The 13,928-nt window shown below is 63.2% G+C and carries 9 protein-coding genes; 4 read left to right on the forward strand and 5 right to left on the reverse strand.

Annotation, left to right across the window (positions count from 1 at the left end; translation table 11 throughout):
- Positions 1 to 106: 106 nt before the first annotated feature.
- Together AC1MEK_RS10525 and AC1MEK_RS10530 are read left to right on the forward strand one after the other, a co-directional pair.
- On the forward strand, positions 107 to 973 hold the full coding sequence (locus AC1MEK_RS10525) for a LysR substrate-binding domain-containing protein (protein WP_480396212.1): 867 nt from the start codon (positions 107 to 109) through the stop codon (positions 971 to 973).
- 102 nt (positions 974 to 1,075) lie between these two features.
- A complete protein-coding gene (locus AC1MEK_RS10530; protein ID WP_480396213.1) occupies positions 1,076 to 6,211 on the forward strand; it encodes a trifunctional serine/threonine-protein kinase/ATP-binding protein/sensor histidine kinase in 5,136 nt (1,711 codons plus the stop codon).
- A 51-nt stretch (positions 6,212 to 6,262) separates the two neighbouring features.
- Here AC1MEK_RS10530 and AC1MEK_RS10535 read toward each other — a convergent pair whose 3' ends face one another.
- The 3 genes from AC1MEK_RS10535 to AC1MEK_RS10545 all read right to left on the reverse strand — a co-directional run bounded on the left by AC1MEK_RS10535 (position 6,263) and on the right by AC1MEK_RS10545 (position 9,226).
- On the reverse strand, positions 6,263 to 7,669 hold the full coding sequence (locus AC1MEK_RS10535; protein ID WP_480396214.1) for an alginate export family protein: 1,407 nt from the start codon (positions 7,667 to 7,669) through the stop codon (positions 6,263 to 6,265).
- A gap of 13 nt (positions 7,670 to 7,682) precedes the next feature.
- Positions 7,683 to 8,579: a VOC family protein gene (locus AC1MEK_RS10540; protein ID WP_480396215.1), complete on the reverse strand. Its 897-nt coding sequence runs from the start codon at positions 8,577 to 8,579 to the stop codon at positions 7,683 to 7,685.
- Between the two features lie 173 nt (positions 8,580 to 8,752).
- The gene (locus AC1MEK_RS10545) at positions 8,753 to 9,226 is read right to left on the reverse strand and encodes a response regulator transcription factor (RefSeq protein WP_480396216.1); all 474 of its coding nucleotides are present in this window, start codon (positions 9,224 to 9,226) and stop codon (positions 8,753 to 8,755) included.
- A gap of 176 nt (positions 9,227 to 9,402) precedes the next feature.
- Here AC1MEK_RS10545 and nfsA point away from each other — a divergent pair, with 176 nt between their 5' ends.
- Both nfsA and AC1MEK_RS10555 read left to right on the forward strand, forming a co-directional pair.
- Positions 9,403 to 10,224: an oxygen-insensitive NADPH nitroreductase gene (gene nfsA / locus AC1MEK_RS10550; protein ID WP_480396217.1), complete on the forward strand. Its 822-nt coding sequence runs from the start codon at positions 9,403 to 9,405 to the stop codon at positions 10,222 to 10,224.
- A gap of 128 nt (positions 10,225 to 10,352) precedes the next feature.
- Complete coding sequence (locus AC1MEK_RS10555; RefSeq protein ID WP_480396218.1) at positions 10,353 to 11,645, forward strand: chloride channel protein; 1,293 nt, start codon at positions 10,353 to 10,355, stop codon at positions 11,643 to 11,645.
- On the opposite strand, the gene AC1MEK_RS10560 is transcribed toward AC1MEK_RS10555, so the two are convergent.
- Positions 11,642 to 12,298, reverse strand: a complete 657-nt coding sequence (locus AC1MEK_RS10560) for an alpha-ketoglutarate-dependent dioxygenase AlkB (RefSeq protein WP_480396219.1) — start codon at positions 12,296 to 12,298, stop codon at positions 11,642 to 11,644. The genes AC1MEK_RS10555 and AC1MEK_RS10560 overlap by 4 nt on opposite strands.
- Entirely contained in the window at positions 12,295 to 13,863 is a 1,569-nt protein-coding gene (locus tag AC1MEK_RS10565) for an AlkA N-terminal domain-containing protein (protein ID WP_480396220.1), read from the reverse strand. The genes AC1MEK_RS10560 and AC1MEK_RS10565 overlap by 4 nt, the downstream gene beginning before the upstream one ends.
- Positions 13,864 to 13,928: the final 65 nt, after the last annotated feature.

Genomic DNA, 13,928 nt, shown 5'->3' on the forward strand with positions numbered 1-13,928 from the left:
CGGGCAGTACCGTGGCACGGCCGGTGAATGCCACTCACGCTACTGTTGTGCCATCCATTAGAAAATCGAATATCCTTAATGCCTGCCATTACACGCCGTAATCCCCATGAACCGTAACCTCGACCTCGCCCTGATTCGCACCTTCGTCGCTGTCGCCGACCACCGCAGCATGACCACGGCCGCCAACCTGTTGTTCATGACCCAGGGCGCCGTGAGCCAGCAGGTCAAACGCTTGGAAGAAAACCTGGGCTGCGTGTTGTTGAACCGCAAACCCAGGCAGCTTGAACTGACGCCCCAGGGTGAGCTGTTTCTGGCCAAGGCTCGCAGGCTGTTGCAACTCAATGACGAGATCTGGGCCGACACCGTCGATAGCCCTGTGCGCGGTCACTTGCGCATCGGTGCGCCACCGGACCTGATCACTTCGCTGGCCCCGGCGTTGAAGGCGTTCAGCCAGGCCCATCCGCTGATCGAGCTGTCGATGAAGTGCGTGCCATCGCCCGAGCTGCATGAAGACATCAAGGAAGGACATCTGGACGTTGCGCTGATCGAATACCTGGCGAGCAACCCGCAAGGCGAAGTGATCCGCACCGAACCGCTGGTCTGGGTCGGCAGCGCCAACAGCGATATCTGGAAAGCCCGGCCGCTGCCGTTGTCGCTGGTCGACGAACGCTGCGTGTTCCGCCCGCTGGTGCTCGGCGCACTGGCGAAAGAAAGTATCGCCTGGCGCACGATGTTCGAGAATGGCAGCTTCGAAGCGACGGCCTCGACCGTTCGAGTTGGATTGGCCATTACGGCCTGGCTGGCGTCGACCGTGCCGGATGACTTGATCGTGTTGCCTGACGACGTCGGATTGCCGGAGCTGCCCGAGTTCGCGGTGTGCCTGCGGGTTTCGTCTTCGGCGCAGCCGGTGGTGGAGGATTTCAGGCGGTGCCTGCTCGACAGCCTGCAGATGACGCCAGCGCTTGAAGTTTGACTGGCCGGCAAGGCGCTGAGCGTTAAAACAGCGGCTGATGCGCGGTCTACGCAGTAGTACACTCGCCGCCTGGCTGAATGATTCCCGATCTGGATAAGCAGTATGTTGCACAGTGGATACGAAACCGCAGGGCCTGAAACTGTATATGACGAGCAATGGTTGGCGCAGTGCACCCTCTCGCTGCTGCGTCACGAGGAATACCTGACCTACCTGCGCATCCATGATCCTGCACGGTCGCTGGCGTGGGACGCCGCCAGGGCGCCGCTGGCGTGTCCGGTCGCCTGCCAGAGGCTGGAGCGCGATTACCGTATTCCTCTGGACCCCGCCTGGGCGATCATTCCGGCCGCCTTGATGCATACCGTCGAAGGCCCGATGGTGATTTATCCGCGCCTGCCCAACTGGCGGGAGACCTTCGCCGGTGGCCGGTCTGAACTGGCACAGTTTCTTGAGCTGGCGACCAGCGCGGCCCGCGCCCTGGCGAGTGCCCATGGGGCCGGGGTCATTCACGGCAACCTCACGCCGGAACACCTTGCGGTCAGCGAGCACGGTGTGAAGCTGAATTTCTTCAAGTCGCTGGACACCAGCGAGCCCACCGAGCGGGGCTTTTGCGAAGCCCAATGGCCGTATCTGGCGCCCGAGCAACTGCACAGCGACTACGCGATCCGCGAAGTCTGCAGCGACATCTATTCGCTTGCGGTAATTCTGTATGAAGCGCTGGTGCACAAGCTCCCGCTGCAAGCCGACACGCTGGTCCAGTGGCTGCACGTTCATGCGGCGGTGCAGCCGGCCGCGCCGTCGCAGCTCAATAGCGAGATCCCCGCGGTTCTCAGTCGCATCCTGCTCAAATGCCTGGCCAAGGAGCCGGAAGACCGCTACCAGCGGGCCGAGACCCTGGCTGCCGACCTGGCGTTCTGCACCCGGCAGCTGGACAGCGAGGGGCAGATCGAGGATTTCGAGCTCGGGCTGCTCGATCAATCGATCCAGTGGTCGATGTCCACTCAGTTGATTGGCCGCGAGCAGGAGCTTGCGCTGCTCGACGAGTGTTACGGCAAGACCCTGCAGTCCGGTGAGTCTGGAGTTGTGGTGGTCTGCGGTTTGCCGGGGGAGGGCAAATCCACCCTGGTGCGGCACTGGCTGACCACGGCCTCGCCGAGTTACTGGGCGGTCGGCAAAAGCCGCTCGTTGCAACGGGAGATTCCGTACGCGCCGTTTCGTCAGATCCTCTCCAGCCTGACCAAAGTGCTGTCGGTGAAGAGCTTCGAAGAAGTCGAGCGCTTCAAGGAGGCGCTGACGAAAAAGCTGGAAGGCAGAGGGCGTCTGGTGGTCGAGCTGTGCCCGGCCTTTGAGGAACTGCTCGGCCCGACCAGTGAGCAGGCGGTGGTTTCGGCGTATCACGCAATGGTCCGGGCGAACCAGACACTGCTCGATGTGCTGGACGTGTTCGGCAGCCTGGGCACGCCGCTGGTGCTGTTCTTCGATGACCTGCAGTGGGCGGACGATTCCACCCTGTCGTTGCTCAAGGCGTTTTTCGCCGCACCTCCCGGGAATGTCCTGCTGGTGCTGGCCCATCGTACGGCCGCCACCTCGCGGCTCAGCGCGCCCGAAGGCTTGCTCTACCGGGACAACCTGCTCGGTTTCGACAACGCTCGGAATATCGTGCTGAGCCCGTTTTCGGTCGACGGTGTTGCCCAGCTGCTGGCCCAGCGCTTGCGGATGAGCACCCAAGACGTCAGCGAAATCGCCGGCCTTGTGCATTTCAAGACGGCGGGCAACCCGTTTTTCATCGTGCAGATCCTGCGCGCGCTGGTCGACGACAAGCTGCTGGTGTTCGATGGGCAGGCAAGGACCTGGCACTGGGTGCTGGAGGACGTCGCCCGGCACCGGTACGCGGACAACGTGGCCGACCTGATGGTGCACCGCCTGAATCGCCTGCCCGAGGCGGAGCGCGAGTTGATGCGCCTGGCCAGCTGCATCGGCACCCGGGCCGATGAGCACATCCTGCGCGAGCTGTGTGGCCTGTCGGCGATTGCGTTCAGAAAGGTGCTGGGCACGCTGGTCGACGCCGGGCTGTTGATGAGCAAGAGCCAAGCGCTGATCTTCCCTCACGACCGCATCCACGAGGCCGCCTACAGTCTGACGCCGATGCCGGCGCGCCCCGCGTTGCACGGGCAGATCGCCTCGCTGATGCTCGGTTTCGCCAAAGCGGGGTTCCGGACACCGGCCTTCGAGATCGCCAACCACATTCAGTGGAGCGCGCCCGCGTACCCCTTCACCGGGTATGAGCGGGGCGTCATCGCGGTATTGGTCGAGGCCGCCAAGCTTGCGCGCAACGCCGGTGCGGTCAGGCAGGCCGCTGATTACCTGGCCACGGCCGATGCGCTGCTCGGCGTTCAGGTTCGCCCTGAGCTGCACCAGCAGGCGTTTTCAGTGCGCTGGCAGGCCACCGAGTGCTGCCTGCTGCTGGCTGAACTCGACCGGGCGGACGAGCTGGTCGCCGAGTGCTTCGTGTACGCCAGGAGCGACCTCGAACACGCCAGCACTTTCCGGCTGCTGGCCACGCTGAAGACCTTGCGCTCCGATCATGAAGCCGCCATCGGCGCCGCATTGGAAGGGCTCAGCCTGCTAGGCAGTCCGCTTCAGCGCAAACCCAGCGAAGCCGAGCAGGATGAGCTCTATCAGCGGATCAGAGCCCTGATTGGCCAGCGCCCGATTTCCAGCCTCGCCACGCTGCCGCGCATGGATCAGCCGCACATCGAAGTGTCGATGGCGCTGCTCAGCACGCTGATATCGTCGTTCTTCGTCCACGACGGCATGGGCTTCATGCATTTGGCGAAGATGGTGGAGCTGACCTTGCTGCATGGCACATGCCCCGCCAGTTGCTATGGGCTGGCGTGGTTCGGCGTGTTGATCGCTTCCCGTTACGACGAGTACGTGGACGGCCACGCCTTTGTGCAGCTGGCGCTGGATATCGGTGAGCAGCGCGGCTACGAGGGCAGCCGCACTTCCACGTTGCTGGCACTGGATCAGGTGAGCCCCTGGACCTTGCCGCTGGACTTCGCCAGGCAACAGGCGCTCAAGGCGTTCGACATCGGCAGCCAGGGCGAAGACCTGGTCATGGCCTGCTACGCGGTGACGCACCTGGGCGCCGATCTGTTCGTCATGGGCCAGCCGTTGCCGCAGGTCTTGGAAGAACTGGAGCGTGGCCTTACATTCATCCAGAAGTACGGTTACCTGGACGTGCAGCGCATCGTCGAAGCGCAGAAGCGCTTCGCCCTCGATCTGCAGACCAGCCCCTACACACGGCGCGGCATCGACTGGGGCCGCAACGCGCAGTCGAGCCTAGCGCAGGCGCCGGATGAGGTCTCGGCGCCGACCCGTTTCTGGACCTTGCTCTATGCGGGGATGTCGGCCTGCCTCATGGGCGAGGCCAAGTACGCCATCGGCCTGTTCGAAGCCGCTGCGCCGTCGATCTGGGCCGTTGCGGCGCATATCAACCTGTCGAACTTCTATCTGTACTACAGCCTGGCGCTCGGCCATCCCCATGCGCCGGGTGACGTCGACACCCGGCTGGCGATGCTGGCCAGCCATCGGCAACATTTCGCCCTGTGGGCAAAGCTCAACCCGGCCACCTTCAGGCACAAGCTGCTGATCATCGACGGGCTGATCGCGAGGCTGGAAAAACAGGACCTGCTAGCGATCCGTCATTTCGACCACGCGGCGATTGCGGCCACCGCGACCGGTTTTGTCCACGAACAGGCCATCGCCAACGAGCAGCTGGCACTGACCTGCATTCCCACCGGGCTTATCTCCGGCGCCAACCTGCACCTGCGCATCGCCCGGGATTGCTACCGGCTGTGGGGCGCCCACGCGAAAGTCGAGCAGATGGAGCGCGAGCATGCGTTCCTGACCATCGATCCGATCCAGGAGCAATCGCGCACCACCGTGCAGGTGCAGCTGGACATGGAAGCGGGGATAGGCGTCGCCAAGGCGGTTTCCGAGGAAGTGCACCTGGATCGTCTGGTTGAAAGCCTCATGACCCAGTTGATCCTCTACGCCAGTGCCGATCAGGGCGCGCTGGTCACGGTGGACGGCGCGGTGTTGAAGGTGGCGGCGTACGCGAAGGTCGAAGGCGGCAAGGTCATTGCCTCGTCCCAGGTACTGCACAGCGCGCTCAATGACTTGCCGATGTCGGTGCTCTACGCCACCGCCCGCAGTTGCAAGCCGCTGGTCATCGACGATGCCAGCCGCCATTGCCCGGCAGCACATCGCTCGGACTTCAGCCATCGGGGCTCCAAATCCGTGCTGTGCCTGCCGGTGATTCGCCAGGGCAGCCTGCTGGCATTGCTTTATCTTGAGAACAGCCAGATCTCGCGGCTGTTCGACCAGAAGAAACTGGCCATGCTCGAGGTGTTGGGCTCCCAGGCGGCGGTGTCGCTGCACACCGCCCGCATCTACGCCCACGCCCTGGAAGAGAGCCAGCTGCGGGCGAAAACCGAAATGGAGCTCAGCCTGTCCCAAGCGGAACTGGCGCGCAGTTCGCACCTGGCGGTGCTGGGTGAGCTGGCGGCGTCCATCGCCCACGAAATCAGCCAGCCGCTGTTGAGCATCATGTCCAATTCGTCGGCCACGCTGCGCTGGCTCCGGCACGAAACGCCTCATGTCAGCCAGGCGATCGCCGGGGTCCAGGACATCGCCGAAGACAGCCAGCGCGCCGCCGGCATTCTCGGCGCCATGCGCTCACTGGCCAAGCAGGCACCGATGCAGATCGCCGAGATCTCGGTGGACAAGATCATGCGCGACGTCTTGCGGCTGTTGATGCCCAGGCTCACCGCCTGCGGGATTCATCTGGATGTGGTGCTGGCGGCCCATACCCTGGTGCCGGGAGATCAGGTGCAGATTCAGCAGTTGCTGTTCAACCTCATCAGCAACGCGGTGGATGCCGTGAGCAACCACCGGCAGAGTGGGCGGCTGTTGATCATTCGCACCGAATGCGACGAGAACGGGCTGCAGGCGAGCATTCAGGACAACGGCCCGGGCATCCCGGAGGAGAATCAGGAGCAGGTTTTCGACGCCTTTTTCACCACCAAGGGCAGCGGCATGGGCATGGGGCTGGCGATCTGCAAATCCATCGTGCGCGCTCATCAGGGCTGTCTGGAAGTCGATCCTGCGTTCACCTCCGGATGCCGGATGCGCTTTCGCCTGCCCATCCGCCGTAGCCGCGACCCGGCGGCGCAGTGAGCCCCGGTGTGCGGTGCCGCCGGATGCGATGATCCGGCGGCACTGCGTGCGCTACCACATGAACTTCAGCTCAACGCCCAGGTAATTGCTGTCATCACCGCCGGCATTTCTGAGTGCATCGCCGACCTGATAATGAACCGCCTCGACGGCGCCTGACAGGTTGCGGGTGAACGCGTAATCCGCGCGCAACTGGTCGTAATAGCCTGTCCAGCGTCCGCCTTGCCCGGCCGTGCCGGCGACCGGCAGGTTGGGCTGGGTGTACACCGCGTCTTGCGTGGTCTGGCGCCACAGCAGGCCGACCGCCGTCTGAACGGACAGCCCCGTGAGCGGCTTGACGGTGATGGAAGGCTTGACGTGAATCAGGTTGCTGTAGCCGGTGTAGCCCGCCAGGGAGAAGTAGTAGCCGTTGGGAAACAGCGGATTGAACGTCCCGAGCTTGCCATCGCCACGATGACGATCGCCGGACGCCGCGTCCAGTTGCAGCCCCACCCGTGGCGCCCATGTCACATTCTGCCAGGTGTAGCCCAGCCGGCTGCCGCCACCCCAGGCCTGAATGTCCTTGGAACCGACGGTGCCGGTCTGAGCCATGGCTTCCAGGTCCCAGTCATAGCCGTCGTTGCTGCCGGCGGTCCGCGCATCGAAGATATGCCGGGTCTCGTCGCCCTGACCATCCAGGTAACTGGCATCACGCTCCTCATACAGCGCGTAATAAGCCGATAACTCGTTCTTGCCGTCCAGCAGCCGTTCGACACGAAACATGTGAAACGCCAGGTCAGAGTTGGACTTGTCATCGAAATGCCGGTTGTCCAGGTACTGCACCGGGTGGCTGGCCAGGCCGATCACCCGCCAGTTGGCCGTTTCCCAATCGGCCCAGACGGCGTCGAACGACTGCCTGACGTTAGGCCCGTCGCGAGACGAAATGAAACGCTGCAAGTCGAAGGCAAAATCCTGCCGGCCGACCCGGGCCTTGAAGGTGTGATCGGCGGTCTGATCGACGTATTCGGCAAAGGCCAGGCGCAGGTCCAGGTGGTTCTGGTCGGCACCGCCTACTGTGGTCTTGTCGAATGCACGGGCATCTTCCAGCTCGGTAAAGACTCGCCAGTGTTCGTTCAGGTGCAGATCGGCATGCACCTGCAAGCGCTGGATCAGCCACGAATCGCGCTTGCGGTTGCCGATACCAAAGCCGTTGGCGTCGTTGAGCTCGTAGCGCTCACGCAGGGTTGCGCCCAGCGACAGGTAACGCTGCGGGTCGTCATCGGACAGCGAAATGTACTTGAGGCTGTCCAGCGGCTCGGTTCTCAGCGCAGGGTTCTGCAGGACTGACCAGTCTTCCTGCCAGCGGTTGGTCTTGAGCACCGGGCGTTCTGCCGGATCGGCAGCGTAGCCACTGGAAATCCCCAGTGGCCACAGCACAGCCAGGGCCCATGCACAGCGGTGCGAGGGACGTCGGCTTTTCATGTAGGTCCCAAACTTATTGCACAGCGACGGGCTGGTGAATTTCCGCGACATAACCGCCGGGGAACGAGACCAGCGCAGCCTCACGCCCAGGCTCAGGCTTGGGTTCCACCAGAACCTGCGCGCCGGAGTCCTTGGCCTTGGCCAGGGTTGCGCCGAGATCGCTGACTTCATAGCCAGTGGTTTCCCGGCCATAGGGGTAGGGCAGGTGACCGTCGGTGACCAGCACCACCATCTTGCCGAAGTCGGACTGAATGCTGACCCGGCGAATGGATTTGCCCGGCTCGCCAACGACCGCGCCGTCCAGATGCTTTTCATCGGCGACGATCTTGCCGTGGGCGAAGCCGGTGAAGCCCTTGATGAAGGCGTCGGCGCGCTGTTCAGAGACGTAGACGCGGTTCTCGGGCACGGTCTGGAACGGGGCGTAACTTGGCGCTTTCGAGTGCCAGTAGAGCTGCATGTTGACGCCGCCCGGCCACTGAACCACCGCGTCGCGGCCAATCGGATCGGGGAAGTCGTGGACGATCACATCGGCGCCGTGCTTTTTGGCTTCGGCGATGGCCACGTCCATGTCCTTGACCAGATAGCCGTTGCGCTCGGCGCCGAAGGGGTAGGGGACCGGCGTCTTGAAGCCGAACAGCGATACGGTGCCAGCCGGCGTCTGCACCAGCTGCGAGGTGGTGCTGCTAGGCACGGGCAGCACGTTCACCACGATCTGTGGGGTGCTCTGGCCACCGAAGGTTGCGGTGAAGCTTTTCACGAAACTGTCGACTTCAGCCGGGTCCACATAGACATGGCTGGTGTCGTACTGCGCGCCGACCGCGACGCTTGGCGTGGTTGCGGCCTGTGCCGCCGTGCAAACAGTGGTTCCCAAGGCAACAGCCAGCGTCAGCTGTTTGAGCGAGACATTCATATCGATCCCTTTGTGCGAGTGGAGTGGGACACGCAGCCGATAACGCTGCCGGGCCTTTGAAAAGCCTAGGGGCCCCACCCGCTCGCCTATAGAATCAATGTGCGCGCGAACATGTAATTAAGTTCATTTGACGAGCCTGAATACGCCTGTCTGCTTGACGCTGTCTGGATCCATCACTTGCGAAGCAAAGCTTGCTCGATGGTGCTGAGCAACAGATCTTCCGAGAACGGCTTGGCCAGACACTGATGCGCACCCAGGCTCAAGGCTTCGGCCATTGCCGCTTCATTCCAGAACGCTGACATGCAGATCATCGCGGGGGCATCGGCGGTCATTTTCAGACAGCGCTGCACATCGATGCCCTGCATGCCTTTCATGCGCGAGTCGATCAGCACGCAGTCGGGAACGGATTCGTTCAGCGACTGCAGAAATTCTTCGCCGGATGCATAGGCACAGGCCCTGTAGCCCGCAGAATTGAGCAGGTTGGCCAGACTGCGGCGAACCGATGAATCATCGTCAATGATGCCAATCGCCGGTGCGAGCGAGGGTGAGGTCAGTCCTGAATTTGGGGAGCACACATTCTTGTTCCTGCGGCCAGTTACCGCCCGGTGGTAGGGTAGATAGCGACGTGGGCAGAGGGAGCCCGACATGACCTGCACGTCTGCGCCGTCAGCTAACCACGATCATGGACGTTTCGATAGCAGAAACGTGCGCTAAAAATCAGGAATTTCGTTTTGCGGATGTTCGGTGTGCTGGTCAGCGTCATTGAAGTGAGTGCCGCCTCGGACGTGATTTGCTAGCCTCGACCTCTTTTTGGAGAACTCCCATGACCGCAGATGCCCAGCTGAAACTGGCGGCGCGCTATGGCGCGCCGGATATCAAGCCGCTTGAACAATGGAACGCCACGCTGGACCAACTGCTAGACCACCGCAGCGTTCGCGCATTCACCGACCAGGCGCTGCCTGAGGGCACACTCGAAACCTTGATTGCCGCTGCGCAGTCGGCTTCGACCTCTTCGAACCTGCAGGTGTGGAGCGTTGTCGCCGTCCAGGACAGCGAGCGCAAGCAACGGCTGTCGGCGCTGGCGGGCAATCAGGCGTATATCCGCCAGGCGCCGCTGTTTCTGGTGTGGCTGGCGGATCTGTCCCGGGTTTCCCGGATTGCCGGGCAAAGTGAGGTCGAGCTGGAGGCGTTGCCTTATCTGGAAAGCCTGTTGCTGGGCACCATCGATGCCGCGCTGGCGGCCCAGAACGCCGTCGTGGCCCTTGAGTCGCTGGGCCTGGGCAGCGTTTACATCGGCGCGATCCGCAACGACATCGAAGGCGTCGCCAAAGAACTCGAGCTGCCGACCCAGGTGTATCCGGTGTTCGGTTTGTGCGTCGGGCACCCCTCGGCGGACCGGCCGGCCAAGGTGAAGCCGCGATTGCCTCAAGGCGCGGTGCTGCACCGGGAAACCTACTCGGCCGCTGACGAACAGAGCGTGCTCGCCGAGTATGACCAGCGCCTGGGCGCGTTCTATCAGCGCGAAGGCATGAAGGCTTCCGGGTGGTCGGAACAGGTGATCAACCGGTTGCGCAGTGTCTCCAGCCTGCATGGCCGGGAAGCGCTGGTCGAGGAGCTGCAGCGGATGGGGTTTGGGTTGCGCTGAGTATTCGCAGGGCGACGCGGCCAGTGCGTCTGACAGCTGGGCGAGAAAGTTTTTTCATCACATTGTGGCGTGCATTTGGTTAGTCTTCCCTTTTCAACCAAGACGCTACTGAACGGGAACGCAAGCCTGTGATCAACCCGGCAACGCTGTTACGCCGCCGTTTCGCCTCCATTCGCTGGCGGACTCGCGTCACCCTCTGGGCCGCCGCGACCGTGGCCGGGTTGCTGGTGGTGATGTTCGCAAGGCTCGCCGACCTCGCACTGGCACAGTTCGCCCAACAGACAGCCGAGCGGTCGTGGTTGCCCTTCATCTACACGCCGCTGGTGGGCATGCTGGTGGTGTGGCTGACCACCCGGTTTTTCCCTGGAGCACAAGGCAGTGGTATTCCGCAGGTGATCGCGGCGACGCGTCTGGTGCACCAAGGCAAGCCTGTCGACCGACTTGTCTCGCTGCGCATCGCCTTTGCCAAGATCAGCCTGGGCACGCTGGCGCTGACCGGTGGCTTTTCGGCAGGGCGGGAAGGGCCTTCGGTGCAGGTCGCAGCGTCGATCATGCATGGCTTCCACCGTTTTCTGCCCAATGCGCGCATCGTGCGGCCCGAGGATCTGATACTCGCCGGCGGTGCTGCGGGCATCGCGGCGGCGTTCAACACGCCGCTGGCGGGTATCGCATTTGCGGTCGAAGAGTTGGGCCGCAAGCTGGAAACCCGGACCAGCGGGGTGCTGCTCAGTACCATCATTCTTTCCGGGATGGTCGCCATCGCCCTGCAAGGCAATTACAACTACTTCGGCCATCTGGATGTCCAGGACGTCACGCTGGATATCGTCGCCCCGGCACTGGCCATCGGCATCGGTTGCGGCCTGCTGGGCGGCCTGTTCAGCCGCATGTTGCTGTGGCCACAACGGCACAGCCGGTTTGTCGTCTGGGAGTGGCGTCGCCTGCACCCGGTATGGTTCGCCGGCATCTGCGGCCTGATCGTGGCAATCCTGGGCTGGCTCAGCGGCGGGATGTCGTTCGGCAGCGGCTACGGGATCACGTCTCAGGTGATTGCCTCGGACATCGGGCTGCCATGGCATGCGCCGATCACCCGGTTTCTGGCGACAGTCGTCACGTATTTTTCGGGTATTCCCGGCGGCATTTTCGCGCCGTCGCTGGCCGTGGGAGCGGCGGTGGGCAGCAATGTCGCAGATCTCTTTCATCTGGCCGCGCAACCGATGATTGCCCTCTGCATGGTGGGCTTTCTCGCCGCAGTGACCCAATCGCCGATCACCTCGGCGATCATCGTGATGGAAATGATCGACAGCCACGGGCTGGTCATCAGCCTCATGGCAGTAGCGCTGATTGCCAAGGCGGTCAGCTCGAGAATGGGGCCTGAGCTGTATCAGCAACTGGCACGCGGGTTTCTGCAGGGGGCGCGTTAGCCGTTATCAGGCACCGCCTGATCGCTGCTCATGAAGTTAACGCTGATCCGCGCCCCTGTTGCACCCGACGCCTTGGGCACGCAGTGCAGCCAGTCCTGCTGCGCGCGGCCGCCCATGACGACCAGGTCGCCGGATGAGGGGATGAAGGTCAGGGAGCGCCCGCCGTGATAGGGCTTGATCTGAAATCGCCGCGAGGCGCCCAGGGTGAGCACCGGGACAATACACTCAAGCTTTCGGCAGGACGGGTAGTCGCGGTGCCAGCCGGTGCTGTCGTGTTCATTGCGGTAGAGGTTCATCCATAGCCCGTCGTAATTCACCCCGTAGTGCTCCGACAGCGCGGCCATGGCCTGCACCAGGCCTTGCTCGGTGATCTTGCGGGCATCGCGATAGGTGGCTGTCAGGCGTGGCTCCTGGAAGACCTTGTTGAACATCCGCCGCTGATGCTCGGCCCAGGGCACGCTGGTCAGCATCTGCTCGAACAGCAGCGCCGCGCCTGTCGCCCAGCCGGGGACGATCTCGACCCACGAGTACTCGTCCAGCGTGACGCGTTTAGCTGTGCGAAAAGAGGCATCGACGGCGAATTCGGCATGGCTGTCGCCGAACAGGTCGATCTGGCCCGGTGGCGAGTTCAGCGTGTGGCTCAGTGAGTTCATGGCGCTGCTGATGCTCCATTCGCAAGAGGGCTGCTTTGCCTTGGCTGATCGATCGGCGTTGCTTTGACAGTTGGGGTTTTGCCGCCGAGGCTGTGCCAGGCGCGCAACACCGCGTAGCTGCGCCAGGGTTGCCAGCGTTGCGCGGCCACTTCGGCATCTTTGGCACGGCTCACATTCAGCGCTTTTTGCAGCGCCACATCGCCTGCGGGAAATGCATCGGGCCAGCGCAATGCGCGCATGGCGATGTACTGCGCGGTCCAGTCGCCGATGCCGGACAACTTACGCAGCTCGGCGCAGGTTGCGTTGACGTCGACCCCGGGGCTGAGCTGCAGCTGACCACTGAGCACCGCCTCGGCCAGTGCATACAGCGCGGCCTGACGCTGGCGGGTGATGCCCAGCCGGCCCAGTGAGTCCGGGCTTGCCACCGCCAGGGCGGCTGGCGTTGGAAAAAGCCGGTTGAGTCCGGCAACGGGCGTTTCAATGACTTCGCCAAAGGCATCGATCAGACGCGAGCCCAATGTGCGTGCAGCAGCCACCGTGACCTGCTGTCCCAGCACCGCTCGCACCGCCAGTTCGAAGCCGTCCATGGTGCCAGGCACGCGCAGGCCGTCGCTCGCCGGAAAGTCGGCGTGCAGCGTGGCATTGATTGCCATCGGGTCGGCATCCAGATCGAACGCGGCGCGCACCCGGTTGATCAGGGCGGGCAGGGCAGTGGCCAGTGATTCGCTGAGGGTCACCACCGCCAGCGTGCGCTCTTCATCAAAGCGCACACGCAACCAGCCGCGCAGCAGTTTGCCGTCCTGCAGCAGTTGCAGCGTGCGCAGGTAATCCTGCCCGTCAACCTGCTCGGTGCCGGACAGCGCGCGCAAGCGAAGAAAGTTCAGCATCGCGGCGACGTCGTAAGGCGGACGCCAGCCCAGGCGCACGCTGACACCTTGCCCGTCAGGTGAAGCCTTGCCGCGTCGCATTGCGCTGGGATTGAAGCCGTAATGTTGGGAAAAGGCGTCGTTGAACCGGCGCACACTGGCAAAGCCACTGGTCAGGGCGATCCGGGTCATCGGCAATTGGGTGTCGGCAATCAGTTGCTTGGCCGTCAACAGCCGCCGTGTCTGAAGGTATTGCAGGGGCGAGACGCCGAAGTGCGCTTCGAAGATTCGGCGCAAGTGCCGGTCGCTGACACCCAGCCGCTGCGCCACGCAGGCCATCAGGCCGCCTTTTGCAGTACCGGCGGGCGTGGGCGCATGCCAGTTTTCCGGCTCGTCCATCATGCGCGCCGCCTGCATCGCCAGAATGCGCGAAGCATCCTCGGTGCTCCAGGACGCAGCCCGCGGCGCCAGCTCCGGACGGCAGCGCAAACAGGGCCTGAATCCCGCGGCCTCGGCTTGGGCAGCATGACGATAGAAGCGGATATTCTCCTGCCGTGGCGTTTTCACGCGGCACACCGGCCGGCAGTAAATACCGGTGCTGGTGACCGCCACAAAGAACGAGCCATCGAATCGCGCATCGCGCGCTTTCACGGCCAGGTAGCAGGCGTCGCTTTCGGGGATATCTATTGAGTTCGGCATGATGGGCATCATAGCGCTCGCTCGTGGTTCATGACTGGCCATATTCGGACATCTGGTGCGGACGC

This window comes from Pseudomonas sp. 2, from assembly GCF_056627435.1.

Excerpts from the sequence above, each read along its gene's own strand:
- AC1MEK_RS10530 (WP_480396213.1), top strand. The coding sequence starts at position 1,076 with ATGTTGCACAGTGGATACGAAACCGCAGGGCCTGAAACTGTATATGAC.
- AC1MEK_RS10540 (WP_480396215.1), bottom strand. The coding sequence starts at position 8,579 with ATGAATGTCTCGCTCAAACAGCTGACGCTGGCTGTTGCCTTGGGAACC.
- AC1MEK_RS10525 (WP_480396212.1), top strand. The coding sequence starts at position 107 with ATGAACCGTAACCTCGACCTCGCCCTGATTCGCACCTTCGTCGCTGTC.
- AC1MEK_RS10535 (WP_480396214.1), bottom strand. The coding sequence starts at position 7,669 with ATGAAAAGCCGACGTCCCTCGCACCGCTGTGCATGGGCCCTGGCTGTG.
- AC1MEK_RS10545 (WP_480396216.1), bottom strand. The coding sequence starts at position 9,226 with ATGTCGGGCTCCCTCTGCCCACGTCGCTATCTACCCTACCACCGGGCG.
- nfsA (WP_480396217.1), top strand. The coding sequence starts at position 9,403 with ATGACCGCAGATGCCCAGCTGAAACTGGCGGCGCGCTATGGCGCGCCG.
- AC1MEK_RS10560 (WP_480396219.1), bottom strand. The coding sequence starts at position 12,298 with ATGAACTCACTGAGCCACACGCTGAACTCGCCACCGGGCCAGATCGAC.
- AC1MEK_RS10565 (WP_480396220.1), bottom strand. The coding sequence starts at position 13,863 with ATGCCGAACTCAATAGATATCCCCGAAAGCGACGCCTGCTACCTGGCC.